The sequence below is a fragment of the Polyangium sp. 15x6 genome (assembly GCF_029960785.1).
Taxonomy (GTDB): domain Bacteria; phylum Myxococcota_A; class Polyangia; order Polyangiales; family Polyangiaceae; genus Polyangium.
The window spans coordinates 1-26,587 of record NZ_JASBQE010000138.1 but is presented as its reverse complement, the minus strand read 5'-3'; the positions used below and the strand labels follow the sequence as shown (position 1 = coordinate 26,587).

Sequence of the window (26,587 nt, the reverse complement as noted above, 5' to 3'; positions counted from 1 at the left end):
CGAGAGCGACGGGGCATTGCCCCTTCACCCCACAAGGGGTTCCGCCCTTGACCCGACCAGGGGCATTGCCCCTTGACTCATCGCCACCTTGCACCGGTTGGCGCGAAGGTGAGCGCAGGGCGGGCCGTCCCCCGGCGGGCGGCCCGCTGCTCGCGGAGGCGGAAGCGGCACTTACGCGGGCAGAACCCACGCCCTCGCTGAAATTCCCTCACCCCCAACCCCTCTCCCGTTCTGGCGCCCGGGTCAAACGAATTCACCCCCCGCCAGGAGCGGTGGGTTCACTTGTGTCAAGTGGGCGGGCGGATCGACGCGGGTAAACCCGGTGGTATCTACATTCGTCCGCCAAACGGGTTGGACTCCGGGCTCGAGAGGCTCGACCTCCAAGGTCCTCGTCCACAGGTCCGGCGGCAGCGACTTGTCCACGCGCAGGTGTTGCCTCACCCTCCTCCAGACCGTGCCGCCCTGGACGCCGAGCGTGAAGAAGAGATACCGCTCCTTGACATCCCATTCGCCGCTGAGGCCGATGCTGGGGACATCGTGTATCTCTATCGTGAGGATCCCGCCCTTCTTTCCAAGGTAGCGGCGGCTCGCCTCTGCCTGGTCGTCCGCCGTATTGACGTTCTCCGTCCTCGGATTCGCGTCCCCTCCTCGCCGGTGGAACAGCTGCGCGCCCCCTCGAATGACAGAGCCCGGCATCCCAACGGCGGAGCGATAACCCTCGCGGTACCGCGCGAGCCATGGCGCGAAGTTGGGGCTGCCGGGGTTACGCGCGTACTGGTCGACTCCGACCTCCCACCACGTCCGCGACTCCTCGGTCTGCGCGGCGACAGGAGTGATCGCATCTGCGCCGGCGGCATCCCCGGACGGGCTGGGCCTCCCCCGAATTTCCATGCAAATGATATGCTCGTGCCATACGAGCCTCGGGGTCTCGTGGAACCTGCCAATCCGCGAGGCATCATACCGCATCCGAAATAACGCGTGGACGTTATGGCCGAGGACCTCGTCGCTGGTGCGGTTCGTAGCGAATATAGTGATATTCTCGAGGCGCCATCTCCCCATATACTCGATTCCTTCCTCATGAACCGAACGTCGAATCCGGCTTGCGCGGCAGCGGATAGCGGTGCGCAGCAGGTGGGCGTCTTTTACCGGCGGCGCCGGCGCTCCAAGCTCGTGCGCCCGCCGCAGGCCCTTGCATACGCCGAGGAACAAGCCCGCGGCGACGGCCGGCGAGAGGCAGCGCTCCCTTGCGAGCCGCGCGCTCAGGTCCTCGCCCTGGAGCAGCTCCATCACGAGAAACGGTCCGTCCGCGACGCCATAGTCCTGGATCTGCACGACGTTGGGGCCCTTGATCAGCGCACACGCCTTCGCTTCGCGCTCGAACCGCGCGCGGGCCGAAGCGGAGCTCGCATATTCGGGTGCCATGATCTTGATGGCCACGAGGACATCGAGCGCGATGTGCCGAGCCACCCACACCGCCCCCCTACCGCCCTGCGCCAACGGACGCTCGAGACGGGATCTCGATGCGACGATACCTCCGCTCGCCAAAGAAATCATGCGCCCCGTCAAGCCTTCCTGTTCAGGATACGAGATTGAAGATGTATTTCAAGAAGTCGGTTTTCAAAAAACTGCGTGTCTCGGACGAATGGGTTCGTCGGTAGCACATCGAGCATCGCACCCCGCGCGGAGAGCACGCATGCGAGAGATCATCAACCCTTCTTGGTACGACGCCTGTCGTCGTGCCCCGGCAAATACCGTGGAATCCCCTCTCCGGGCCGATGATGCCGCGGCAGCACCCGGATCGGTTTTCCGCAGCCGGCGGAGATCCTGGCCAGGCCGGGCGCGGACGCCGTGGTGGCGCACCTCTGGCCGGTACGGGCCAACGTGGCGCGTGCATCGGGAGGCGCGGCCCTGCGTTGCTTCCTCAACGCGAGGGGACGGCGAGCGCGTCAAGCACGTCGCGCACGTTCGAGCGCTGCTTCTCGACGTTCGCCACCTTGACCGCCCCAGATGCGGATGCGGCGAACACGGGTGGCGAGACTTTGGCGAAGATTTCGTCGTTCGCCCGCCGTCGCCTTGATCGAGCCCCGGAGCGTAGTTCTCGGTCCCATCCTCCGGGCAGAGCCCCAATGAGTTCGCGCCGAGTAAAACAACGGTTGAATTGCGGCCGTATGGGAATAACTGGGGCGTCTTTGTCGAGGGCCAGCGCATCGGCCACGTGCGCGCAGGCGGGAAGGACGGATTGCTCCTCGTGTTCTGCTTGGGCATCGGATCGGCCACGTGCGGGGCCCTGAGAAGTTCCTGGGGTTCAGCCGGTACGTGCTGTACCCCTTCACGCCCGTTCCTACCTTGCAAGAGGCTATCGCGTTACTCTTCGGGGAGTACTGGCAGCTCGTCGTACACCTGGGTGAGGAGCCCAATCCGGAGCTGGCGCGGCGTCATACCGAGCTGGAGCGATGACAACCCGGGGCGCCAGAGGCGAGAAATTCGCGCCAGCACATCACCTATCGACGTCTTGCTGCGCGCAGCACCCATTCTCGAGCATGACCCCTGCTGCTCGACACGCATCCCCTCGCCCCCCTCGGCAAGCCTTTTGGTAAAACTCCAGGGCCTTCTCGGGCTTGCGCACCTTCTTCCCATAGCGTCCATCATAGAAGTCCCCAATCACCTCGCACGCTTCACCGTCGCCTGATGCGCAGCTCTGGTTCAGCGCGTTGAGCGCCTTTCCTTGAACGTGATTGGCTTTCATGGCGTCCGGAGCGGCCCCCAATCCGGAGAGCATCATACCTGCCATGGCCAGACAACCTCGTTCATCTTGTCCGACGCATGCAGCTTCATGATTTCGTAGCGCTCGTTCAGGCTCCTTCCCTTCCGTCGCCAGCGCGCTCCCCGCATAAAAGCATGCCCTCGCGTACCCGAGTTTACAGGATCGCTCGAAGAATCGAATGGCATCGGCGCCATTTCCTTCGATCCTCGCTTGCTGGCCTATGCCGCTGCACGCACGCGCGTGCCCTCGTTCGCATGCATCGCGGAACATGTTGGCTGCGCGAGCGGGATCTGGGTGAACTCCGCGGCCCTTGCTATAGAGGAACGCAAGCCCGACACAGCCATCGAGCGCTCCCGCGTCGCACGCCTGCTGATAATAGCGGAACGCCTGACCACCGTCGACCGCGACGCCCTTGCCGCTCTCATACATGAAGCCGAGCGTGGCGCAGCTCCGTGCGTCCCCGGCAGCGCATTGCCTGGCGCAATCGGCGTGGTCTGACATCACGCACATTTGCGGTGCGCCAGGTCGAGTGCGCACGCAGGCGCCGTCGCTGCTGCGGACCATTCGGGCGGGGCACCGCAAGGGGCGATGTTCTTCGAGAGGCGGTTCACCAGACTCCGCCATGATGGTGTCGGAGATCGCGGCCAAGAGCAGCTTCACGGGCGCACGGCACTTGCCAGGCGGAGCGCTGTCCTCGGAGGTGGCGCTCAAACACGCTGCCTTCTCACCCGCTGTCGTGGATTTGAAAAAGCTGCTCGAGCTGGAGGCGCCCGCTCCGCGCGCGAAAATCTCCGCCGCGGCGCCCATCCGCGCGGAAGAATTGGCGACGACGGCATACGCCCCGAGGCTGGCGCGTGCAATGAAATGGGTCACGCGGCGGCAATCGCCCGTGAGCTCCGCGCGGGATACCCGGCCGAGCGTCGTCGAGCGCTGCCCGACGAGCACATAGCCGATGTGCATCTTCATGCCACGGCGCATCTCTGCCTCGAGCTTCGCAGCGAGCATCGTGCCGCCTGACAGATTCGCAGCGACCGAATCGGCGTCCTCGAGCACGACGTCGTCCTCGACGAGCGTGGTGCCGGTATAGCCATAGTTCCCCGCGGTCTTGCAGTTCCACACGAGCTCGAGGGCCGTGCAATCGTAAGAGACGAGCACGACGCCGCGTTGCATGGCCGCCTCGATCTCCACGCGGCGATCCGCAGGCAAGTCCACGACCCAGGGTTCGACGTCCTCACCCGGTCCAATACACGTCCGGGTGCCAAGGGCATCCGCGGCCCCGGGGGCATCGCCTCGGGCCGCCTTGGCCACCGCCCCCGGAGAACACCCGGCTGCCTGCAGCAGAGCAGCGAACATGAACGCGTAACGAGGGGTAGACGACGAGCTCTTCTTCGATCGGGGCATGAGCGAATCGACGAAGATCGATTGGTCGTGTGAGAAATTTTCACTTGTTTCGTCGTCCAGTCGCCGAGTCATCCTGCAATCCAGAGGACTTTACAAGTCCGCGAGAGCGGCGACGGCGCTCGGCGCGTGATGTTGGGTGAATCGCGGTGCTCCCGGGCTGGCCCGACCGTTGCCATAGGCCGGCGAAGGTACCCCCACCCGACGAAAACGTGAGCTCATGGTGAATGCCGTAACGAGTCCCGAAGTTTGCCAAAGCGCTGAGGCGGCGCTGGTTCGATTATGGGCCAATCAGCGCGCCGCGCTGCTCCGGCGGTGTCGCCACTACCTGCGCCACTCGGAGGCGGATGCCGAGGATGCGTTTGGCCGGGCAACGCTTGCCATGGTGCAAAGCGCGCGCGATCTCACGGAGCTGCGCAGCCCCGCTGCTTGGCTGGGCGAGATCGTGCGAAATGCATGTATCGATGTTCACCGGGAAAACGCGAGGCGCCGCGAGGAGACGTGGTGGCCGGCCGAGTTCGAGGACGGATCACCGAACGAGCTAGAGCTCCCCGGCGGAGACCTCGACCCGGAGCACATGTGTATGCAGCGAGAGACGGCCGAGGCGATTTGGCATGCGATTGACGCGTTGCCGCACCACCTCCGTGCGCCTCTGTTGTTACGAGCCGAAGAAGACATGTCCTATGCTGCCATGGCGACCGTGCTCTTCGACTCCGAGGAGAACCTGCGCAAGCGTGTCCAGGTCGCGAGACGCATGATAGCAGAATCGCTCGAGCGACACCGCGCGGATGAATCGCGAGGGCAGCCCTCGATGAATAGGCGCTTCTTGGTGATCGGCCGCGAAGCAGCCGCGTCGCTCGTTGCGCCCGTCCCTTTGCCCATTCGGTCATTTCACGCCGCCGTGTGGGCCGTGGAGACGCCCTCGGGCACAGCGCACGCGACGGTCTTCCTGCCCATGCCGGCGCCGCTACCGCGCTACGTTCCCCGGCGCGCGCAGCGGCTCCGCCGATACGTACAAAAGCACCCGACCGGCTGGCGAAAGCGATTGCTCCTGGCCGATATGCTCTTGCAAGCAGGGCGATTCGACGAATCGGTTCGGCATTATCACGCGGTCGTCGCGCGGCGGCAGGGGCATTGGGAGGCGTGGATGCGGCTCTCGACGGCGCTGATGTACGCGGGGCGCTGCGATGAGGCGGCTCACGTGCTGGGCCGGCTCGAAGACGCGTCGCCATCTGCCGAAGTTGGGTCCTTTTTTCGAGGGCTCTCGTGGCTTGCCCGAGGTCGGATCGACGCCGCCGAGGGCAGCTTCCTCCACGCTTCGAGATCGGGTGAATGCACGCCTGCGCTCTCGGCGCTCGCCGCCCTGCACGCTCGCCGCGGTCGTCCCACGGCCGCGCTCGACGCTGCTCAAAAGGCGCTCGAGGCCGAGCCACAGGATATCCAGGCGCTGCTCATCGCCCATGACACCGCGTCGCTGGCAGGCCGAACGGCCATCGCGGACGCATATCTCGCTCGCGCGCTCGACGTTCAAGCGGATTGCGTACCTGCGTTGCTTCGATGGTTCGAACGCGCGCTTCGCGGCGCCGACCCGGATCAGGTTGTAGCCGTTCTCAAAAAATTGCAAAGAGCGGCTCCAGACTTGCCCGAAGTACAATGCGGACTCGTCGCTCATTACCAGTCGAGAGGTCATGTCGCGCGGGCCCGACGGGCGGCGCGCTCTCTCGTCGAAGCATATCCGACGCACTCCGCGGCATGGCTTGCGCATGCACGGCTGGCATTCGAATACGATGAGCGAGACGTGGCCCTGCGTTCGATCCATCGCGCGCTGGAGATCGCGCCGGACGACGTTGAAATCGCGGTCGATGCGCTCCGGATCCAAGGTAACCTGATGCTCAGCGGGCTCGGTCGGCTCGTGGATCGCTTGCTGCGGCAATTTCCGGATCATTGGCGGATCGTCTCGAGCGCCGCCATGGCGCTCGCGGAGCCGGCGGGCAACCCGGGATGGGCCGAGGAACTGGCCGAGCACGCCCGGCGTTTGGAGCCATGGCTTCCCCTCTCGTGGCTACACCGAGCGGAAGTGTTCGCCAAGACGAACCACATCGAAGAGGCGCTCCACGATATCGAAACGGGGCTCTCACTGCTGCCCCCGAACGACGGCCACGAGCAAGCGGCGTCGGCGCTCCTGCTCGAGGGCGCCCTGTACCAGAAGCGCGGCAACGTAGGCCGTGCAACGGCGGCATTCGAACGCGCCGCGTCGGCTGCCCTGCGGGCCCGCCTCCCCCGGCGCCGGTCTTTCAAGGCGACGTGATGATACTCCACTCGACGAGTTGAAGCTCGACGCCTCGGCCTTCGAATGCATCGCGCAACGTCGAGGGCTGCCCTGCAAACGAAGAGAGGGTTCCAGCGACGACAACGATTGCGCTCGCGTATTCGGGCAGCCACGAACCGTTCACGGCGGCTCGTGGCTATCCCTCCTCGCGCGCGAACCTCAAACCTTGAACGGCAGCCTGCTGACGTCGACCCATCCCTGGATGATGCGGCCGCCGCTCTTCTGAGCGCCCGGGTCGGACGCATTCACGACACAATCCTGCCGGCCTCGCCATACGCGCTGCTTGAGGAGCACGGCCTGGTGCCCCTTGGCGTCCCGCTGTCCGCCGTCGACGCTCCGTATCGTCACGTTCCCATCGCTGAGCTCGACACCGACCACCGTATACACGTGCTCGACGCCGCCTTTGGCATTATCACCGACCAGGACCATATCGCCGGGCGCGGGGTACTCCTGCTCCTTGAACGGAATCCACGCCTTCACCGCCCGCGCGATGCTGACCAGCCTGGAGATGGCGGTGCCAATCTTGTACGGGGGCAGAAGCGAGGGGGCGTCCACGCCCACCGCGCGCCAGATGCCTCCCACGAGCAGGGCACAGCCGGACATCTTCGCCATCTCCTCCTGCTTGGAGGAAGGCTCGCCCGGCGCGATGAGCTCGATATAACGCCTCTTGACCTCCACATTCGTCGGGTTTGCGCCCAACCCCGGGCACGTGTGGGCAAACTCGACGATCTTGTTGCGAATCGATTCGGCTTCCACGGGTAGCTTCCCTTCCGGATCCGGCCTGACGCGTCGCGCGCCGCGAATCCCGCTCCGAGACGTGCGAGGGAGGGCCGCGTGATTTTTTTGGGCAATTTTCACGAGGGAACCAGCGCGCCGTCCATAGCCTGTTCCACACCGGCGCCCGAGAGCGCAGGCGCACAGGAGAATCCAATGAGTAACGATAAAGCCAAACCTCCGGAAAAAACCACCATCCGCGGGCACCTCGCCACCGAGACATCCGCCATGGCTGCCCACGCCCTCTCGTATGGCCAGAAGGTCCCATCCTCGGCGCTGCGCGTCCTCTCTGCCATCGAAGAAGGCCACGCTGGTTGCACCATCGAGGAGCTCGCGGATGCGCACGAACAGCTCGCGCAGGTCATCGCCCCGATGACACCCGCGGCGGCGCTGGCGCTCACGGACGGCGAAAGCGTGGAGGCGCGGCGCAAGCAAGGTTATGCGTTCATGACTCGCCGCCTGATGATGGTGGCGATCGCCTCGCTCGTCGCGTTCGTCGGGCTGAGCCTGACCCCGTACACGAACGATCCCCAGTATGAAAACATCTTCGAGGCGTCGGGGCTCCCGCTGCTCATCAATGAGCTGTTCTTCATCTCCGCGGCGGCCCTGGGCGCGTGCTTCGCAGGCCTGGCGCAGTTGGAGCGAAATGCGAACTATGGCACCTTCGATCCACGGCACGATGGCGCGTTCTGGAAGCGGTTCATGCTGGGCGTCATCTCCGGGCTGCTCCTCGCCACCATCCTCGACCTCCGGTCGGCCGGCACGCCCAATCCGGAGGACGGCAATCCCATCGCCGCCGCGGGCCTCGCGCTGGTGGGCGGCTTTTCGTGCACGGTCGTTTATCGCATCCTCAACCGGCTCGTCGAAACGCTGGAGACCGCGGTGCGTGGAGGCGGCGAGGAGGTGGCGCTCGCCGGGCAACAGGCGTCGCAGGCCCGCTCGGGCGCCCAGATCCTCAAGGAGAGAATGAAGATGGCGACCAAACTGGCGCAGGTCCAGCGCGATCTCAGCGCCGGCGTGGACCCGGGCGTGATTCAAGCGCAGGTCGACGCGATGGCGCGGGATCTGCTCCAGGAAGATACGCCGAAGCGCGGCGAGGCGAAGGAAAAAGCCCAGCCCGACGTGCCGGAAGCGCCGGAGGCGTGAGGCCTGCTCATCCAGGGGGCGGGGTCAGACCGCCGCCCCCGTCGCTTTCGTGAGCGCAGTGGCGAGGGCGGCGTGGGTCTTGGGGCCAACCACGCCATCCGGGGTCAGGCCGTGCACCGATTGAAACTCCGTGATGGCCTTCTTGGTGCGGTTCCCCATGTGACCGTCCGCGCCGGACGTGCCGAGGTCATAGCCGAGAGCGATGAGGCCTTTTTGGACGCCCTGGACCGAGGTCAGATCGTGTCCGTGCTCGGCGCTTTCTCGAGGTTCCCCGAGCAGCTCCTCGGCCATATCCGGGAGATCAACGCCGTAGAGCCTCTCGAGCACTGGCCGGATGGCCTTGTACCGATGGGGATAGATGGTGATTTTCGGACCGAACGTGAGCTGCCGGAGCACATCGAGAGCCCATGCGCGGCTCCATTTCGTCTCCTTCGTTTTGACGATAGCCTCCTTGAGCTGGGTATTTGCCACGGCCGGCAGGTTTGCCGCGAACGAGATGTAGGCCGCGCGTACGGCGCCGACCAGGCCCTCGCTGGGCAAATCCTCCTCGAACAGGATCTTCTTGGCGTCGGGCATGCAGAAGCCGACGAGCTTCGGGAGCGTGTGCTCCACCTGGACGACCCGCGCGAGGGGCTGCGCGAGCATGTCCGCGAGGCAAGAGGCCCAGTGCTTTGCGTGGGCTTTCGGCGCGTCCTGCCAGGCTCCCTTGAGGCCCGAGCAGCCCTGGAAGAACAGCCGGCGCTGCTTGTCCGCGCTGTCCACCTCGCCCGCGCCGTCGAGGTAGAAAAACCGGTACTTTCCGGCGGCGTTCTTCTTGAACTCGGCGTTCGAAGCGGCGAGGGCCGGGGACAGAGGCGCGAGCAGGCTCGGTTCGCGCTCGGCGATTCTGCCGAGCAGCGCCGAGACGCTGTATTGCCCAGCCTCGCACCATTGAATCAGACCGACGCTGACGATGCAGCGATCGTACATGTTGATCGCGTCATAACGTCCCCCCTCCGTCGAAGTGACCACGGCGAGGAGCCGGGCGTCGAGCGATTGGCCGCTGCTCGACCCCAAGGCAGTCTCGTTGATGTCGTCCAAATTGAACGCGATCTTGCCGCGAAAAAATGGCCCTTCGTATTGCTGATATGTACCCCAACCAATGTCGCTCGACGTCGTCATGAGCTCCTCCCGTGCGTGCCTCGACCCATCGAGGCCTCCAGGCATGGACGCGATCCGGACATACGTCGTGAGTTTTTTCGACCGCTCGCGCGGCACGCTATCCAGAATGCGAAGCCAGTCTATCCGGATCGCGAAGAAGAAAAAATCGCATGCCACTGAAGAGTGGCCCCGCAGGTGACCATCTCTCGACTGCCGCTTTGGGGCGCTCCATGACGGCACCTACGGTCGAATTCAAGTCAGATTTACAAGATACAAGAATGGTTAAAGCCTCGCTTCCGTTGACCAGTCGCCGAATGCACCGCTCCCATGGCCGGCATGTATATTGCTCGTTGGAATGGCCCGCCCCCACCGGACGCGGGTCCGACGGGTGACCTCGTCCAGGAGGAGTAACTTTGGTTCAGGGTAATGATATCCCATGGAACTTCGAGGCAGTGTCTGAAGAACGAGGCCGGATCCTTGCGCTGGCCAAGAGGATTGCTCCGGCCTCGTGTCCCATCCTCATCATGGGCTCCACGGGCGTAGGCAAAGATGTACTCGCAGAGGATATTCACCGTCATAGCAGCCGCGCCAGAGGGCGCTTCATCTCCATCAATTGTGCGGCGCTCACCGCGACGCTGTTCGAAAGCGAGGTCTTCGGGCACATCCGCGGCGCTTATACCGGAGCTCTGAGCGATAAGATTGGTCTGGCAGAGCTCGCGGACGGGGGCACCCTATTTCTCGACGAGGTGGGGGAGTTGCCCCTGGAATCGCAAGCCAAGTTGCTTCGTTTTTTGGCCAAGGGCTCGTTTTGGCCTGTCGGCGGCACACGGGAGCGCACGGTGGATGTCCGTGTCATGGCCGCCACGAACCGCGATCTCCGCTCGATGCTCGGTACCGGCTTCCGGGAAGACCTCTTTTTCCGGTTGAGCGTCGTCACGCTCTGCATCCCGCGCCTTCACCTTGCGGATGTCCGTCGCATCGCAGCCTCCTTGGCCAGGGATACCGCGGCACGTTACGAGGTGAAGTTATCGATGGAGCAAATCGGGGCCCTGTCTGCGTTATGTGCGTCTTATCCGTGGCCTGGGGGCGCGCGGGAGCTGCGCAACGCCATCGAACGTTATCTGCTGCTTTACGATCCCAAGCTATCCATCGAGGACAACTGGCAGGCCCTACCCTGCTTACCGAGCCAGCAGCCTAGGTCATCGCCTTCGTCCTCCCGAGCCCCTTGCCCAGCCGGAGACTTGACGGCGCATGTCGACGACGTGATTTTTTTGGCCGTCGCCCAGGAGGTATCGGACGTCCGCGAGCTCGCGCATCGCATGGGCCTGTCGGTACAGGCGATCTACAATCGGCTGCGCAAGTTCGACCTGCAGCCGAAGCAGCTCGGCCGGCCCGATACCATGACGGAAGCCATGTCCCGCGCCCGCGGCAAGGCTCAGCCATACCTACCCTGGCTCCAGACGATCTTGCAGATGTAGAAGGCTCGAGACGGCCGCGGCGGTGCGCAACGCGTGATCGCGCACACCTTCCGCCACCTTGCCCGAAGCCGGTGAGCCACCGGCTCCCTTGCGCAACACGGAGTAACCTTGGCGGAGAGGTGCTCATGGGCTCGTCCGCTCGAGATAAACACACGAATGAACTCCTTACCGGTCATCTACCGCCCCTCGAGGCCACCGATGTCGATGAAGCCCGCGGCATCTTTCGCCGACTCTATGGAGGGCTGAGCCGCGTCGAACCCGGCCGCGGTTCCTTTGGTTGGTACATCCGGCGCGCGGCAGCAGGTGGAGTGCATTTTCACGCCGGAAGCGTGCAGGATGCGCTCGAGTATTCTAGCGAAGGCATTCAACAGCGCTTCGTGCTGGTCCTTGGGTCCAGAGGACAATGGCGGGGGCGGCATCTGGGCCAGGACGTCGATGTCGTTCCGGGTCGATCCGGTATCATCATCTCGCCGGATCGGCCGCTCGTCTCCCGCAGCGAGGCAGGCTATGTGAACTTCACGATAGCCATCGATGCACCTGTACTCGAGGGCCACATGCAATCGCTCACGGGCAGGCCCATGCGCGGCCGGCTGGAGTTCGACCCCGCCGTGAACCTCGAGACGCCCGGGGGCGAGAGCTTCCACCGGATCGCCCAGGCATTCGTATATGAACTCAACCGGCCAGATGGTTCCCCGAGATTGCTGGTGACGTTGAGAGAGGCATTGCTGACGAGTTTGTCGACTTGCCTTCCGCACAGCCATCAAGAACAACTGACACCGCCGCCAAGGTATCCGAGCCCCGGATACCTGCGCAAAGCCGAGGAATTCCTGGACGCACACCTGGACGAACCATTGACGATGACGGCGATCGCGAACGAGATCGGGATATCGTCGCGGGCGCTTCAGGCTGCGTTCCGTTCACACCGAGGGTGCTCGCCGATGCAATTCCTAAAAGAGCGACGGCTCGAGCGTGCGCGGCAGGGGTTGCTCGGAGCGGAGCTCGGAGCGACGGTCGCCGAGATAGCGACGGCCGCAGGTATGGACCACCTCGGGCGATTCAGCGTGGAGTACAAGAAGCGATTCGGGGAGAGCCCATCGGAGACGATGCGCCGAAGGGTCCGGTAGATGTAGATCTACGAAAAGTCAATCACGAACGTGCTGCCGTGCCCTTCGCCCTCGCTCTCTGCCGAGATGCGATACCCGTGCGCGGCGATGATCTGCTTGGCGATCGCGAGGCCGATGCCCGAGCCGGTGCTGTCCGCTGCTGCGCGACGGAAAAGGCCGAAGATCTCCACGAGCAACTCTCCGGGGATACCCCGACCACGGTCGCGTATCCGCAGCGCCTTCCCATCACATTGAATGTCGACGGGGCTCCCAAGCCCATAAGCGATTGCATTGTTGATGATCTCCCGCAATACCGTCGCGAACTTCGCTTCGTCGATGGGCAACACGGCGTCTTTGAATTCGGGGTCGATACGAAGACGCGGATTTGCCGTGCGGTCCACGACGTTCGTCACCACCGCCAGGATGGATTGCGGCTTTTTTTGGACGCCGGTGCCTACCGTCGCGTAGGCCAGAAGCTCGTCCACGGTCCGCGCGCCGCGGCTCACCCGGAGTTTTATTTCGCCCATCACGCTGTGCCGCTCGGTCTCATGGTCAAAACCGTCGGTTTCCATGATGTCGGCGAGCTCTTCGAGCAAATAACTCACGCCGAGCCAATCGGTCTTCAAGGTGTGGGCCGTGCTGAACGCGAAATCTTCCAACTGTAGGTTCTTGGCCGTGAGCTCCTCGTTCATGGCGCGCATCTCGCGCATGAGCTCGTCGCGCGATCGCCGCCGGAGCAGCCGACGCAGGCGCTCGACGAAATCCGGCGTGAGGTCTTGTGTGCGAATCGGGAGCTCCTTTTCGCAGACGAGCACGGCGGCGCCCTTGCGCGCCTTGCGTTTCACCGAATCGAACAGCTCGAGGACGCCCGACTCTTCAGCGCGCAGCGATACGGCGGTGAAAGAGAGGTCGAGGATGGATCGCGGCGGTCTCGGCCGGATGGCAGCGCCGAGATCGGTCTGGGCTTGCGCGGCGAGCAAGCGACGGGCTATCTCCGATACCCCGCTCGCGACGCACGAGGCGGAAATGGGGTCGAGCGCCAGCGACGACGCGACCTGCGCGACCTTGCGGCGAGCCTCCATCACGGCGTCGCTATCGCGGATCGAAAGGGTGCCGAGGTCGATCATCCGAGATACTTGATGACGAGGCAGCCCGCGTCATCGGTTGGTTTTCCGAACTGCTCCACGATTTTCCGCGCGACCGCGGGGGGCCCCGCGTGGATGAACCCCGCGTACGCACGCGCGTCGACGCTCGCTCGAACGCCGTCCGTGTGCATGACGATGACGTCGCCCTGCGAGAGCGCGCTCTGCTGCACGAATGGATGCGGCATCAACTGCCCGAGCGTTCCGTCCTTCGAGACGAAGCGCCGCTCGGTTTTTCCGAACTGTCGACATACCGTATTGCCAATGCCAGCATACTCCATGACACCCGTGCGAGGGGTGATGAAGCAGATGCCGGCGGCGGCTCCGCGTGTCGGCTTCAAGGCATGATGCAGCCCGACGAGGCCCGCGGACACGTCCCCTGGGCGGTCGTGGTCGAGCAAGAACCGCTTCGCGTGCAGAGCGGCTTCATGCGCTGGCGATCCATGGCCCAAGCCATCGATGATCGCGAAAAGAAACGCGTCATTGCTGGGACGCACGACGGCCGCGTCGCCGGAAACGCGCTGCCCCAAGAACGGCCTCACGCACATGCCCCAGTGGAGCGACGACATATCAACGCCACTTTCGCACGACGACCCGCGTGCCTCGTCCCGGCTTGGACTCGATGTGAAACGTGTCCATCATCCGCTTCACACCAGGTAATCCCAGCCCGAGCGTCCCGCCGGTGCTCACGTGATCTCGCAATGCGGCCTCGATGTCCTCGATCCCCGGCCCCTGGTCCTTGACCTCGAGCTCGATGCCCGTGCCCCTGGCCTCGTGTACGGTCTTCACCTTCAGCGTCCCCTGGCCGGCATACTTCAAGATGTTGCGACCGAGCTCCGACGCCGCTGTGCATAGCTGCGCCACGGGGATCTCGGGGAAACCTTTTTCTTCGGCGTATCGCCGCACCAGCATCAAGGCCCGCGCGAGGTCGATGTCGGAGCGGATCCGCGCTCGCATTTCGGAGGTCGTGCTCATCTCAGCCCCTTCCCGACAAGACCGGTGCCTCGTTCATGCGCCGAGAGTGCGTCATCGACGTTCTGGGCCGTCTCGATGGCTCCGAGCGGCGCACCCGTGTAGATGAGCGACGCGACGGGACCCGGCCGAAGCCCGCAGAGGATCACGCGGGCTCCCATCATGGCGGCGACAGCCGCGGTTTTTCGCAAATAGGAGAACTCCTCGGCGTCGATGACGGATATCCTCGATACATCCAGTACGACGTGGCGTACCGCGGTCTCCGCGATCCGCTGGGAGAGCGCTCGTCCGAGCTCTGCGACCCTGCGCCTCGTCAGATCGCCGTGCGGCGCCGCGACCAGCACGCCACGGATGATCTGTATGGAGACGACCTCGTCCTCCGCGGGCTCGTTTTTGTCGCTCATGGCGTTCGGGCCGACGGTCGAATGCCAAGGCCCCGCCGCGTGAATGCGTCTTCCAGGGCGTCGCGGAGGCTGCTGGTGGTCATGATGTCGCCGACCTCGACGCCGAGCTCGACGATCGTTTGCGCTATCGGCGGCGAGATCCCCGAGAGCATGCAGACGCAGCCCATCAGCTTGGTCGCCTGGGTGATCTTGATGAGGTGATTGGCCACGGCGGTATCCACGACGGCCACGCCGCTGATGTCGAGAATGATGACCTTCGACTGCGTCGCCGCGATCTTCGTCAACATAGCCTGCATGATCGCCTGCGCTCGCTTCGAATCGATGATACCGACGACGGGCAGCATCAGGATTCCCTCCCAGATGACGGTCACTGGCGTCGACATCTCGACGAGCGCCTGGCTTTGCTCGGCGATGCTCTCGTTGACCATGCGCGAGTACGCCTCCACCACGAGGGCGGTGTCCAGATGCACGACCTTGGTCACCGAGTCGATGGCCGTGACGTACTCCTGGTGCGAGAGGCTGCCGTCGTAGAGCTCCACGGTGAGCAGGTGGTTGATGAGGTTCATCGCGGAAAAATACGCAGGCAAGGAAAGACCTATATGCGCGTGCACCTCGCCGAGGTGCTGCCTGCTCTCGAGGTACCTCTCGTCGATGTTCCCCTCGAAGAAGCGCTCCCAGTATGCGCGCTGCCGCGATTGCACGCGCTTCAGCGTCTCCTCGTCGGAGAGCAGATCGCGGTCGGGGTGGCTTTCCATCCAGACATAAATGAGGCGAATGAGCTCATCCAGCTTGGGGACGATGATGGTTCCATACGCGCGGACCCTCTCGAGGTCTGCCGGCGCTACCCCGTACAGCGCGAGGAGCTCTTCGGGCGAGGTGTCCGCTAGCGACGTGGCGCTTGCTTGATCAGGCGACATGATTCTGCTCGTGCTGGGTGGAGGGGGACATTCTCATTCCTATCTGATGCAGGGCAGTCTCGACGGCGTCCCGCAGGGTGGCGGTGGTCTTCACGTTGCCCAGGTTCACGCCCAATTCGACCACGGTATGGGCGATCGAGGGGGAAACGCCGGAAATAACCGTTTCGCACCCCATCAGCCGGGTGGCCTTGGTGATCTTGAGCAATTGGTTGGCGACCGCGGTGTCGACCGTGGGCACGCCGCTGATGTCGAGGATGAACACCTTGGTGCGGGTCTCGCGAATCAGCGTGAGGGTCTTACGCATCACGTCGGATGTGCGGGTCGAATCCACGATCCCCACCAGAGGGAGCAGCAGGATCCGGTCCCAGATGGGGGTCACCGGCGTGGACATCTCCTGGAGCGTGCGGTCCATTTCTTGACGGATTCGCTCTGCCTCCTGCGCTTCGTGGAGGGCCTTCTCCAGGGCGGCCGACTTCTCCCCGACCAGCGCCATCGCTTTATTGAACTGCGCGGTGATATCGGCGGCGAATTTGATCACCCTGACCGGGCGACCTTGGTCATCCATCACCGGGTTGTAGGAGGCTTGCAGCCACACCTCCTTGCCGCCTTTGCCGATGCGCTTGTATTCAGCCGTATGGAAGTGGCCGCCGCGCAGCCCATCCCAGAAGCGCTGGTAGTCCTCGCTCGCGGCATAGGCGGGCTCCACGAAGATGCGGTGGTGTTGCCCTACGATCTCCTCGAGGGTGTAGCCCATGGTGTCGAGGAAGTTCTGGTTGGCTCGCAGGATGACGCCGTCCATGCCGAATTCGATCACCGCGCTGGACCGATCGATCGCGGCGATGATCGCGCTGGCCATTGGCTCGTCGGGTGAGGTGTTTGCCGGCGGTAGGGTGCCTGTTCGATCATGCGACATCGTCTGCCCGCGACGCAACACTCGGGCCAAGCAGGCCGAGCGAATTCCCGCTGGATCTGGCGTCCTAGCCGGCTGCGGCAAGCAACGTTTGCTTTCGTCTTGTCAATCGGGTTTTAGAGCTGCGCCGATCAAGCGCCCGTCTTTCAACTCCGCTCGACGTACTTCCACTCGACGAGTGGAAGCTCGACCCCTTGAAGCACGGATGGCTCGCGGCTCGCCGCTGCGGCGGCTTGGCACGCTTCTGGCGAAAGGCTCCCCGAGACATGAGCGCTGCCGGCAATCTAACAGGACACTTCCCCCTCTTCCTCCTGGAGAGCAAGTTCGCGTGCGCCGACACCCCGACTCCCCGTCCGGGTTCTGGCACAACGCTCTTCGCGAGCCGGCGGAGCGCCAGGTTATGGCGATTGGCGAGCGCGGCGGTGGACCCTCGCGCGGACACCGATCTGCATCAGGCTCGCATTCGTTGGCTCAACGAGGCGGTGGATTCGAAGCAGCCCAGGTGCTGGATGGAGGTGCTCGCGGACGGGGGCGCTCCGAACGTGCACGCCCTCTGGACCGCGACGCCGCTCCTCGACGACGATGGAGTCTGCTTCGGATGCCTCGTCGATGCGGCGGACGTGGCGGACCTCGTCAGGGCGCATGTCGATCTGGAGGAGCGTTACAAAAAGCTCGAGATGTTCTCGCACAGCGCGGCGCACACGTTGAAAACCGACTGGCAGGGCGTGAGCCTCCTGGTCGACGAGCTGTCTGCGCTGATGGAAGAGTCCAGAGACGGCGGGGAATTGCCGGTGGAGGACATCATGGCGCTGCTCGCGGAGCTCGGCCCGCGGGCAGCAAAGGGTGTTCAGACGGTGCGGGACCTTCTCGTATACGCCATGGCGACGGGCAAACCTCACTTGGAACCACTGTCACTCCGCGACGTGGTCCAGGGTGTGGTCGCGCGCGTCGGCTCGCCGACGATACGAGTCGCAGACGACGTGCCACACGATGAAATACGGCTGGACGGCAACACGTTCCCCGTCGCGCTGCTTCAGCTCGTCGAGAATGCGGTCAAGTATGGCGAAGGGAGGCCCGTGGAGATTTCGTACGCGAACGGCAAGCTTCGCGTGCAGGATCATGGGCGGGGTATTCCGCTGGAGAGCCTCCAGCAAATCTTCGTGGTCTTCAAGCGTATTGCCAAGGATGTCAGCGGGACGGGGCTCGGGCTCGCCATTGCCAAACAGATCATCGATGCGCACGGCTACCACGTGTGGGCGGAGAGCGAAGGCCAGGGCAAGGGCAGCGCCTTCGTCATCGACTTCGGCCAGATAGATGGACCGGCCATCGCCGGCAAAGCAGGAGGAGCTTGAACATGGGTCGGACGGTGAAAGTGCTGATTGTGGACGACGACAGCATCGTGCGGAGGAGCTTCACGCGATTTTTCGCGGGATACAAGGGAGACATCACGTTTCAGGTGATCGAGGCGGAGAACGGCGCGGACGCGGTCGAGAAAGCCAAGACGGAGCAGCCCAGCATGGTGCTGCTCGACATCAACATGCCCGTGATGAACGGGCTCCGGGCGGCGGCCGAGATCAAGGCAACGTACCCGGAGTACAGGGTCGCCATGGTCACGAGCAGCATCTCGCCCAAGGATCTGGGTGAGGCGAAGCAGGCCAACGCCGACCTCTACATCACCAAGGGCGCGACGCGCAAGGAGGTGGTCGAGTCCCTCAGCGCGGCCATTGACATCTTGATCCTGGGCAAACCATTGCCGGACGGTCAATCCCTGATTCCTTACGTACGCGACGGGCTGCAAGCGATCTTCGAAAATCGCGCCTGGTGAGGGCCAGCGAACCCGTACCCCCCTGAGGAGCCTGCCGTGGAAGTCTTTGCGTCCATCATCGCTGCAGTCGCTATTTCCGCATTCACGTTCATCCTGGAGGACGTCATACGGAACTTCGCGGCGGGGCTCTTCATCAAGAAAGAAAAGCGCTTCGTGGCAGGGAACATCATCTCGGTCGAGGGGATCGGCGAGCTGCAGATCATCGAAGTCGGCATGATGTCCACGCTGGCGGTGGACACCCAAAACGGCCTTTACACCGCCATCAACAATAGCGATCTCCTGAAGACCACGGTGCGAAACTATAGCCGCACGGAATGGTATTACGTCAGCGCCGAGATCGCCATGCCTGGGAACACCGACATGCCCGCGCTCGAGGGCGCCCTTCTGGGCATCGCCGACGAGCTCGAATGGGCCGTCTTCGGCAGGGAGCCCAAGATCGAGATCGTTCGGTTCGAGGAGGGGGGGCTCGTCGTCGATATCAAGGTCGCCGTCAAGCCGACGCGGCCCCGGCATGAGTGGGAGAGCATGCTACGAAAAGCGTTGCAGCGCGGGCTCCTCAGCGCAGGCTTCTCCACCGGCGCGAACAGCTAGGCCGATGGCCTCCAGGAGGAGGTCGAGGGATCTCCGGGAGCCGGTCCAGCACCTCCGGGCGCCAGTCCAGCACCTCCGGGCGCCAGTCCAGCACCTCCGGGCGCCAGTCCAGCACCTCCGGGCGCCAGTCCAGCACCTCCGGGAGCCGGTCCAGCACCTCCGGGAGGAGGTCGAGGGACCTCCGGGAGGAGGTCGAGGGACCTCCGGGAGGAGGTCGAGCACCTCCGGGAGCCGGTCCAGCACCTCCGGGAGGAGGTCGAGGGACCTCCGGGAGGAGGTCGAGGGACCTCCGGGAGGAGGTCGAGGGACCTCCGGGAGGAGGTCGAGGGACCTCCGGGAGGAGGTCGAGCACCTCCGGGAGCCGGTCGTCGGGGCAACGGTTCCTCCCTACTCGCGCATGAGAGTTATCCGAGGTCCCTACCATAGACTCCGCGTCGAGACTGACCCCGCGGACAAGCATTCGTCGAGCCCCCTTGGAGACACAAGGGGGCCCGCGATTCGTTGGGTCCCCGCCGTTTCATGGTCCGGAGAAGCTTGGCGACGGCCATGTGCGCAGCCCGCGCGGCCCCCGTGCCGTCATCGGTGTCCGCGATCATCGCCAGGCGCCGGTCGGCAGCGTCATGCGCCACGACTGCGGCGTCGATGTCGCCTGTCGCCGCCGCCGTGTCTCCCCCCTGTACGAGCACGGCCAGGAGGGTCCTGCGTGGGTCTGCACCAGGGATGACGAATCGTGCGTTACGCGAGCGCGATCCTCACCTTGAAGATTCCAAAGGCAGCTCGGACGGCCTTCGTGAAGCGACCCCGGGGCGAGAGCGAGGTGCGCGCTCGCCCCGGGGTCACCGGGACTTCACCGAGAGGGGGGATCACCCTGTCCCGGACCCGCTAGGGGTCGAGGTTGGTGATGGTGACGGACACCTGTGCCTTGGCGAGCACGGCGATGTACTTGGCGTACGTGGTGTCAGCCGCGATGGCCTGCGCCAGCGTTTGCGTCGCAGCGCCTTCCTGGATGGTGACGCCCTGAATCACGCCGGCGGTGAGCTTGCTCATCAGGAACTGGACGAAAGCCTCACCGACGTAGGAGCGATCGCGGAAGCGGATGCCGCCCGGCAGCTTGGACGCGATCATCAGCGCGACATCGCCGGACTTGACCGTTGTCCGGGTGTCTCCGGCCAGATTGAACTGGTGCAGAACGAGGCCCGCGTTGTTCTTGAGGGCGAGCGTGACCTGGGAAGACGACCAGGTGCCCGACAGCACGAACGCGGTGGAGTCGACGTCCAGGGCCGACATTGTGATCAGCTTGTCGCGGTTGAAGACGAGGCGCTGGATCCACGTTCCACGGGCACGCTGGCTGAGGTAAGAGACCCCATTCTCGACGAGGTCGTACTCGTCGCCTCTGCCGAACAGGAACCACGTGGGGACCGCGTCGAACTTGGCGATGGTCGTGGCGCCGTACTTCATGACGAACGGATCCGACGCGAAGACAGTAGCCCCGAGAGGACTGCCGTTCAGGTTGAAGAACGAGACGCTCATGGAGTCGATGCCATCCATGATGAGGTACCGATAGCCCCACACGGTGGAATAGCCCTTGCCAATGAGCTTGACGGTCACGTTCTCCAGGCCGGCCTGGATCAACACGATGGAGTCGCCGTTCGGGTTGTTGTCCTCGGGGCTCCCGGTTCCCACCGTCACGTTTGACGCCGTGACCTTGATGATGTGGTTCCCCGTGCCAGCCGTGACGCTGGTCCCCGCCTTGTTGGCGAAGATGAGCGCGTTGCCGTTGGGCACCGTGCAGGGGCTCGCCACCTGGGTCATGTCGACCACGTTGGGGAAGGTGCTGCTCCCGAGGAACGTGTGGCCGCTGGGAGATCGCAGCCTCTCCATGATGAAGGCGCGGACACCCGTACTGTCGAGCGTCGCGTCCTTGAAGAACATCCCGCGCTGGAACTGGAGCTGGAAGGCGCGCGCCACGGTGAGGGCGTCGAGCGCGGGGGTCAATGTCATGCTCATCGAGAAGCCGTAGAGGACCTGGCTCCCGGACCTGAGCTGGAGATCCAAGCCATAGCTCTTGAACGCGATATGGAGGAGGACCTGGCTGCGGTTGAGATCCGTCGCCATCAGCGCCTGCTTGCGGTTGGCGTCGTACTGCCGGCGACAGGTGTAAAACGCGCCGGCCTTACGCGCGGTGACGTAGGCGCCCACGTCGTCGATGAGCCTGCTTCCCGAGCTATCCTTGAAGAGGATGACGTCCGGGGAGGTGTCGAGGATGGCCACCGTGTTCGCGCCGACGGTGAGCGTGAGCTGAGCGCCGCTCTGCGCGATGCCGACCGCGTTCGGGTCGATCCCCTTGAGGACCAGGGTCTTGATCCCTTGCTTTGCGGTCTGCCCGTCCGCGATGAAGCGGACTTTGACGGTCTCCGCGTTGTTGCCGAGGATGACCACGTCGTTCCCGCTCCCGGTCTTGATCACGGTGTCCGGCTGGGTGCCAGGGCTCGTGGCGACGAGGACCGAGGCGTCGAAGATATCGTTCCCTCCGCTCGCGGCGTACGTCACCCGCTTGCGCTTGGCCAGGATCACGTTGTCACCGCCGCCCACGTCGAAGACGTCGACGCCGCCGAACTTCGCCGCGTCGAGCATGTTGTCGTGGGTGCTCGGGTTGGTGATGTACCCGCCGAGCTGCTCGAAGAGCATATCGAAGATGTCCCCCGCCTCGAGCATGACGCCCGGACCGTTCGGGCTCGAGAGCTCGATCGACGTGAAGCGAGTGATGAAGTCGACGATGAGGGTCTCCAGGCTGGTGATCCCGGAGCGAAACAGCTCGCCGAAGCGCAGGTCGGTAAACAGAACCACGTACGCCGCGTTGCGGACCACGAGGTCGCCGTTCCCCGAGATCGTGAACCTGAGATCGCTCTTGGCGGTGATTTTATCGAGCTTGATCCGGTTCCCCTGGCTGGCCTCGGAGATGCTCACCGTGGAGCCCGTGGTGGTGTACACGACGCGCACGACCGCGGACTCGCCCACAGGCAGGTCGTTGAAGGCGCTGCCCGGCGTGTAGACGAGCTTGCGCTTGTCGGCGCTGACCGTGAACGTGCCTTTCCCGGTCGCGCTGCGAACGCCGTTGTCGTCGAGGAAGAGCGGAGCGCCGAGCTGGATCTCGGCAACGTCGTCCACGAGCGGAGCGAGGGTGAGCGACGGCGCGCTCCAGGTCCCGTCCTGAGCCTTGGCGATGAGGCCGGCGACCTTGTCCCTGACGACGGTGATGACCGCGGTCTCTTCGATGTTCGGGCCGGAGATCGTATAGGTGTCCGCCCCCGTGCCGCCGATGAGCTTGTGGCGGCCGCGCATGGCGACGAGGTTGTTGCTGCCGCCGCGGGCCTCCACCGTGCACTCGCCGCCGCTGGCAATGAGCAGGTTGGCATCCGTGCTGTGCCCCTTGATGCTCCAGGTCTTGGCGTTGCCGCGCACGCTGTGGATCTTGTTGAGGGTGACCTTGATCCCGCCGCTCTTGAGAGAGCCGCCCGCGAAACCAGCCGGGACGTCGATGTCGACCTCGACGGGCGCGCTCGAGGTGAAGTGCTCGAGCGATAGGAGGTTACGACCTGCATAGCCATTGATCTGGTTGTCTACGCCGGTGACGGCGCGGAGCATGAAGCTGTCGTCGCCGGCCGTGCCCACCAGGCGGAGGTACTCCCTGTTGCTGTCGACGATGAATCGGTGGCCCTCCCGGAGGTTGGTGGCGTCCACGTGAAAGCTCACGCTATCCCACGTGTTGTCATACGTCCTGTTGGAGAGCTGGATGGTCTGCATGTTCTTGATGAAGATGCCGCGATCCACCTTGTTCTCGGCCGAGTTCGCGGGCCAGACGTACTCGTTCGCCACGTTGGCCGCCCGGTTGGCCTTGGCCAGATCGATGTCATGGTCGAGCAGGACGAACTTGTTCGTCACGTTCTTGTTGTCCGGCCGGGTGGTGGTGGCCCACTTGCTGCCGTTGATGATCAGCACGTTCTCACCGTCGCCGCCGATGATGTACTTCCAGATCTGCCATTGGGGCGAAGGCCCTGCCGAGAACGAGACGACGGTGTCGCCGTTCCCCGTATAGCAGTACTCGTTGTGCCCGTAATGCAGGTCGATGAGGCTCACGCTGCTGTCGCCGATGACCTGGGAGTTCACGTCCGTGAAGACGTTCGGGCTCGAGCCGGAGGACTCGCAGACGGCCTCGATACCGCTGATCTTCGTGGTGCTCTTGAAGGCGAAGACCAGCGCGGCCTCGAGCTCCTTGTCTCCGGTATAAGCCATGACGCAGTTGGTGCTGTCGTAGACGGCGACGCTGCTGGGGATGGCGGAGATATCGTAGGTGGACCTCCAGAGGCCGACGGCGCCGTTCCGCGTGCCGTAAGCGTAGAAGTAGCGGCCGTCGGTGAGGTATTTGAGGCCGTCTTTATTGGCGAGATACCAGAAGTACTTGCCGGTGAGGGTGGACTCGGAGACCTGTGCCGCGGTGCTCATCGAGAACAGGGTATTGATGAGCTTGGTCTCGTGGGCCGATCCAGCGAGGAAGGCCGGGCGGTGCAGCGGGTTGGCGAGGGCCGGGAGGCCATCGAGCAGGGCGCCCAGCGCCAGGCCCGCGCGCCCCTTCGTGGTGGTGGCCTGCGCGGACAGATCCACGTAAACACGGTTGATGCTGTCGTACCCCGAGATGATGGCCTTGGGGTTGCTCCCGGCATTGAGAGAGAAGAACTTCGCGGAGAGCTCCAGCGTGTCCTTTCCCGTGCCGCCGTCGGCGACGATGTCGATGCCGGGCTCGACGACGAGCCAGTCATTGCCCGCTTCACCGTAGAGCGAGTCGCGGCCGGTGCCGCCGACGAGGTAATCGTTCCCGAGGCCGCCGTAGAGGGCGTCGTCGTCCTCGTCGCCGAAAAGCAGATCGTCCCCGGCTTCACCGTAGACCGAGTCGTTGCCGACGCCGGCGCGGATGATATCGTCGTTGAGGCGACCGCGGAGCTCGCGACCGATGGACGAGGCGTCCACGAGGGCGAGGCGGAGGTAGGGATCCAGGCCGTCGGCGAGCGCCTTGTCGCTCAGCTTGCGCACGATCTCTTTGTCGACCTGGGTGCCGTCCGCCCCCTCCTCCTCGAGGCCCATCGCCTTGGCGTCGACGATGAACTGGAAGAGGTCGTACCCCTGCGCCTTGTACATCTCGGCTTGCTTGTCGAGGTACGCCTGGAAGGCCGGTGAGTTGACGTGCTCGTCGAGCGCGGCCTTCAGCTTCTGTTCGGGGGTGCGCGTATCGACCAGATCGGCGAAGAAGCCGATGATCATGTTGACCAGCCCGACGATGGTGTTGATGAGGTCCACCACGAAGGAGAGCGCCGTGCCGATGCCCGGGATGCAATCGAGCACCATGCTGACCCCGTCGAGCACGAGCGACACGGTGTCGAGAGCGGCCATGATGCCGTACATGGCCGCGCCGCCGATATTGCCGCTCGTCCTGGCGCGGTCGGCGGCGATCGAGTTCTCGGTGATCGACACGACGCCCATGCCGATGGAGAAGGCTCCCCCGACCATGGAGGCGAAGCGGAGGCCCATCTTGGCCCCCTTGGACAGGTTCTTCACCCCGTCGCCGACCTTGTCCATCACGAGCTTGCGGATGCTGTTGAGCCCGTCGCCGATCCCGAACGTGCCTCGCGCGATGCGGAGCCGCCCGTCTTGCATCTGCTGGTCGTATTCGGCCCTGGAGATCTCGCCGCGCGCGAAGCGGCGCTCGGCGTTCTGGATCATCTCGTCGCCGGCGCCGATGTTGACGCCGCCCATCCCGACGTTGAAGCCGGCGGTCGCCGCCTCGATGCCCGTGCCGATCTTGCCGAGGATTTTCTGCGCCTGCAGCCTGCTGGCGGCCTTGGTCCGCTGGCGCTCGAGCTCGACGTTGGCCAGGAACGTCGTGTGCAAGAGCTTGGATTTGGGGCTCTCGCCCGAGGCCCCGATCTTGGCCCGGGAGGCGTCGTTCACCTTCCCGTCGAGATCCACCGTATAGCCCCTGCCCTGGCGAAAGCTCGAATCGGCGTTCGTGGCGAAGTCCTTGATGTTGACCTTGTCTTGAGCGATGAGCGTGGCGAGATCGCCGGAGAGGCTGTCCAGCCGGTCCTGGAGGACCTGGAAGCGGAACAGGGTCATGTTGGTGATCCCGTTGCTCAGGTCGGAGAAATGCTGCGGGATATCGGCGAAGGTTTTTCCCGCGGTGCTGCCACCGAGGTAGTCGCTGAAGCGGATGAGATCGGTCTCCCCCTCCGGGGTGACCTCGCCGGTGAGCACGGCGCCGTTCAAACCCGCATCCCCCTGAGAGCCGCTTTCGCTGTCTGCGAGCGGGGGCACGAGGTCTTTGAGGTCGTGGATGTTGGCCTTGCCCTGGAGGCTCTTCTGGAAGATGTCGATGGCGGCGAGGACGTCGGCGTCATTCTTCAGCGCCAGGACCGCCGTGACGTACTCCTCGGGCACGCCCGAGGCGCGCATCGAGGTGGCCATGGTATCGAGAGCGCTGAGGGGAGACAGCGCCGTGCTCTGAGGGTCCGTGGCGAAGCTGGCCGCTTTGCGAGACAGATCGAGGCCGAGCTGCTTCATGTACGCAGCCTGGGAGTCGATACCGAAAATATCGGGCGTTGTCGTGGTCATGATGTGTGTTGATCCTTCGATTGCGAGTGACACGTGTGCGGTGGCCTCGCGCGCAGCGAGGCGCTGCGCGCGAGGAGATCGAGACGAGCGGAGGCCGGACGCCGTGATCCGCGCCCCGCTCCTCCCCCACGACGCCCGTTGCTGCCTTTCGTGAAGGTTGTTCGATCTTTTGTTATTTCGTGGACTCACCGCAGGCGGCGCACGATCCTGTGAGCCTTACTCGAACGTTTCGGCGGGCCACTCGACCACCGGCGCGGAGCCCGCGGTCAAGTCGAGGAATGGGCGCTCGCGTGTCGGTTCGTGGCGATCCGGCTCGCGTGGGATCGGGTCGAATATCGGTAGCGTGGGTGTGCTTGCGCGAGCGGACGGGTCATCTCTCCGCTGCCATCCTCGCCTCCCGTTCTCTCAACGTCCCACCCCCGTCGCGTCACCGTCGCCCGCGGCCGATCGAACGTTCGATCCGCCTCGCGTCACGCTCTCCTCATGGCTCTTCAAGCTTTCGATCACCTTCGTGTCACCGTCGCCCGCGGCCGATCGAACGTTCGATCCGCCTCGCGTCACGCTCTCCTCATGGCTCTTCAAGCCTTCGATCACCCTCGCGTCACCGTCGCCTGCGACCCTCCGAACGTTCGATCACCCACGCGTCACGTGCTCTCGACCCCCTTCGAACGTTCCAACACCCTCGCGCGCCCGAAACCTGCTCATGCTTGACGTTCCCACTCGCGACGAAGAGCGATGACAGCCCCGTCGAGGAAGCCGACGAAGCTGTGACGTCGGTCCTTCCGGTGCAGGGTCGAGGAGGCGGAAGCGGAGACGCAAACGCAAACGCAAACGGGAGTGGAGGCGCCCGTCGCGTTCCCCACGGCGTGCGGCGCTCGCCTGCCAGCAGCGGTGGCCGACATCGGCGGCGGCCAGACCGTGACGGTGTGCGGGGATCAGAGGCTCGCTGTCGGCGGCCATCGATATCGCGGTCCATCACCCACGAAGCCGCTCGAGGCAACCGCTACGACGACAAATCCCCCGCGCGCTCC

18 protein-coding genes are annotated in these 26,587 nt (G+C 64.4%); 7 read left to right on the top strand and 11 right to left on the bottom strand.

Features of this window, described 5'->3' with window-relative positions; translation table 11 throughout:
* Window positions 1-243: 243 nt before the first annotated feature.
* Together QHF83_RS48455 and QHF83_RS48450 are read right to left on the bottom strand one after the other, a co-directional pair.
* Window positions 244-1,554, bottom strand: a complete 1,311-nt coding sequence (locus QHF83_RS48455; RefSeq protein WP_282424958.1) for a protein kinase — start codon at window positions 1,552-1,554, stop codon at window positions 244-246.
* A gap of 943 nt (window positions 1,555-2,497) precedes the next feature.
* Entirely contained in the window at window positions 2,498-3,817 is a 1,320-nt protein-coding gene (locus QHF83_RS48450; RefSeq protein ID WP_282424957.1) for a tetratricopeptide repeat protein, read from the bottom strand.
* 565 nt (window positions 3,818-4,382) lie between these two features.
* On the opposite strand from QHF83_RS48450, the gene QHF83_RS53625 reads away from it, so the two are divergent.
* Window positions 4,383-6,470 carry a sigma-70 family RNA polymerase sigma factor gene (locus QHF83_RS53625; RefSeq protein ID WP_348980533.1) on the top strand — a complete coding sequence of 696 codons (2,088 nt, stop codon included), beginning with the start codon at window positions 4,383-4,385 and terminating at the stop codon, window positions 6,468-6,470.
* A 180-nt stretch (window positions 6,471-6,650) separates the two neighbouring features.
* Here the strand turns inward: QHF83_RS53625 and QHF83_RS48440 are convergent, their stop codons facing one another.
* Window positions 6,651-7,247 carry a hypothetical protein gene (locus QHF83_RS48440; protein ID WP_282424955.1) on the bottom strand — a complete coding sequence of 199 codons (597 nt, stop codon included), beginning with the start codon at window positions 7,245-7,247 and terminating at the stop codon, window positions 6,651-6,653.
* Window positions 7,248-7,334: 87 nt separating this feature from the next.
* Here QHF83_RS48440 and QHF83_RS48435 point away from each other — a divergent pair, with 87 nt between their 5' ends.
* Window positions 7,335-8,411, top strand: coding sequence for a hypothetical protein (locus tag QHF83_RS48435; RefSeq protein ID WP_282424954.1), 1,077 nt, complete (start codon window positions 7,335-7,337; stop codon window positions 8,409-8,411).
* 24 nt (window positions 8,412-8,435) lie between these two features.
* Here the strand turns inward: QHF83_RS48435 and QHF83_RS48430 are convergent, their stop codons facing one another.
* Complete coding sequence (locus tag QHF83_RS48430; protein WP_282424953.1) at window positions 8,436-9,572, bottom strand: peptidoglycan-binding domain-containing protein; 1,137 nt, start codon at window positions 9,570-9,572, stop codon at window positions 8,436-8,438.
* Window positions 9,573-10,003: 431 nt separating this feature from the next.
* Here QHF83_RS48430 and QHF83_RS48425 point away from each other — a divergent pair, with 431 nt between their 5' ends.
* Both QHF83_RS48425 and QHF83_RS48420 read left to right on the top strand, forming a co-directional pair.
* Window positions 10,004-11,029, top strand: a complete 1,026-nt coding sequence (locus tag QHF83_RS48425) for a sigma-54 factor interaction domain-containing protein (protein WP_282424952.1) — start codon at window positions 10,004-10,006, stop codon at window positions 11,027-11,029.
* A gap of 125 nt (window positions 11,030-11,154) precedes the next feature.
* Window positions 11,155-12,153, top strand: a complete 999-nt coding sequence (locus QHF83_RS48420) for an AraC family transcriptional regulator (protein ID WP_282424951.1) — start codon at window positions 11,155-11,157, stop codon at window positions 12,151-12,153.
* 8 nt (window positions 12,154-12,161) lie between these two features.
* Here the strand turns inward: QHF83_RS48420 and QHF83_RS48415 are convergent, their stop codons facing one another.
* Genes QHF83_RS48415 through QHF83_RS48390 form a run of 6 tightly spaced genes read right to left on the bottom strand, consistent with a single transcriptional unit; the run spans window position 12,162 to window position 16,423 of the window.
* Window positions 12,162-13,259 carry a HAMP domain-containing sensor histidine kinase gene (locus tag QHF83_RS48415; protein WP_282424950.1) on the bottom strand — a complete coding sequence of 366 codons (1,098 nt, stop codon included), beginning with the start codon at window positions 13,257-13,259 and terminating at the stop codon, window positions 12,162-12,164.
* Complete coding sequence (locus QHF83_RS48410) at window positions 13,256-13,843, bottom strand: SpoIIE family protein phosphatase (RefSeq protein ID WP_282424949.1); 588 nt, start codon at window positions 13,841-13,843, stop codon at window positions 13,256-13,258. The genes QHF83_RS48415 and QHF83_RS48410 overlap by 4 nt, the downstream gene beginning before the upstream one ends.
* Before the next feature lies 1 nt (window position 13,844).
* Entirely contained in the window at window positions 13,845-14,249 is a 405-nt protein-coding gene (locus QHF83_RS48405) for an anti-sigma regulatory factor (RefSeq protein ID WP_282424948.1), read from the bottom strand.
* Window positions 14,246-14,650 (bottom strand): STAS domain-containing protein, encoded by a 405-nt coding sequence (locus QHF83_RS48400; RefSeq protein WP_282424947.1) that lies wholly within the window; start codon window positions 14,648-14,650, stop codon window positions 14,246-14,248. Before QHF83_RS48400 ends, QHF83_RS48405 begins: the two co-directional genes overlap by 4 nt.
* On the bottom strand, window positions 14,647-15,567 hold the full coding sequence (locus QHF83_RS48395; protein ID WP_282424946.1) for a protoglobin domain-containing protein: 921 nt from the start codon (window positions 15,565-15,567) through the stop codon (window positions 14,647-14,649). Before QHF83_RS48395 ends, QHF83_RS48400 begins: the two co-directional genes overlap by 4 nt.
* A complete protein-coding gene (locus QHF83_RS48390) occupies window positions 15,557-16,423 on the bottom strand; it encodes a PAS domain-containing protein (protein WP_282424945.1) in 867 nt (288 codons plus the stop codon). The genes QHF83_RS48395 and QHF83_RS48390 overlap by 11 nt, the downstream gene beginning before the upstream one ends.
* A gap of 674 nt (window positions 16,424-17,097) precedes the next feature.
* Here QHF83_RS48390 and QHF83_RS48385 point away from each other — a divergent pair.
* Genes QHF83_RS48385 through QHF83_RS48375 form a run of 3 tightly spaced genes read left to right on the top strand, consistent with a single transcriptional unit; the run spans window position 17,098 to window position 18,893 of the window.
* On the top strand, window positions 17,098-17,829 hold the full coding sequence (locus tag QHF83_RS48385; RefSeq protein ID WP_282424944.1) for a HAMP domain-containing sensor histidine kinase: 732 nt from the start codon (window positions 17,098-17,100) through the stop codon (window positions 17,827-17,829).
* Window positions 17,830-17,843: 14 nt separating this feature from the next.
* Window positions 17,844-18,302 carry a response regulator transcription factor gene (locus QHF83_RS48380; protein WP_282424943.1) on the top strand — a complete coding sequence of 153 codons (459 nt, stop codon included), beginning with the start codon at window positions 17,844-17,846 and terminating at the stop codon, window positions 18,300-18,302.
* Window positions 18,303-18,338: 36 nt separating this feature from the next.
* The gene (locus QHF83_RS48375; protein WP_282424942.1) at window positions 18,339-18,893 is read left to right on the top strand and encodes a mechanosensitive ion channel domain-containing protein; all 555 of its coding nucleotides are present in this window, start codon (window positions 18,339-18,341) and stop codon (window positions 18,891-18,893) included.
* 882 nt (window positions 18,894-19,775) lie between these two features.
* Here QHF83_RS48375 and QHF83_RS48370 read toward each other — a convergent pair.
* Window positions 19,776-25,556: a hypothetical protein gene (locus tag QHF83_RS48370; RefSeq protein WP_282424941.1), complete on the bottom strand. Its 5,781-nt coding sequence runs from the start codon at window positions 25,554-25,556 to the stop codon at window positions 19,776-19,778.
* Window positions 25,557-26,587: the final 1,031 nt, after the last annotated feature.

Bases quoted from the DNA above. Each gene is read 5' to 3' on its own strand.
- QHF83_RS48395 (WP_282424946.1), bottom strand. From the start codon at position 15,567: ATGTCGCCTGATCAAGCAAGCGCCACGTCGCTAGCGGACACCTCGCCC.
- QHF83_RS48420 (WP_282424951.1), top strand. From the start codon at position 11,155: ATGGGCTCGTCCGCTCGAGATAAACACACGAATGAACTCCTTACCGGT.
- QHF83_RS48430 (WP_282424953.1), bottom strand. From the start codon at position 9,572: ATGACGACGTCGAGCGACATTGGTTGGGGTACATATCAGCAATACGAA.
- QHF83_RS48405 (WP_282424948.1), bottom strand. From the start codon at position 14,249: ATGAGCACGACCTCCGAAATGCGAGCGCGGATCCGCTCCGACATCGAC.
- QHF83_RS48400 (WP_282424947.1), bottom strand. From the start codon at position 14,650: ATGAGCGACAAAAACGAGCCCGCGGAGGACGAGGTCGTCTCCATACAG.
- QHF83_RS48390 (WP_282424945.1), bottom strand. From the start codon at position 16,423: ATGGCCAGCGCGATCATCGCCGCGATCGATCGGTCCAGCGCGGTGATC.
- QHF83_RS48455 (WP_282424958.1), bottom strand. From the start codon at position 1,554: ATGATTTCTTTGGCGAGCGGAGGTATCGTCGCATCGAGATCCCGTCTC.
- QHF83_RS48370 (WP_282424941.1), bottom strand. From the start codon at position 25,556: ATGACCACGACAACGCCCGATATTTTCGGTATCGACTCCCAGGCTGCG.
- QHF83_RS48410 (WP_282424949.1), bottom strand. From the start codon at position 13,843: ATGTCGTCGCTCCACTGGGGCATGTGCGTGAGGCCGTTCTTGGGGCAG.
- QHF83_RS53625 (WP_348980533.1), top strand. From the start codon at position 4,383: ATGGTGAATGCCGTAACGAGTCCCGAAGTTTGCCAAAGCGCTGAGGCG.
- QHF83_RS48415 (WP_282424950.1), bottom strand. From the start codon at position 13,259: ATGATCGACCTCGGCACCCTTTCGATCCGCGATAGCGACGCCGTGATG.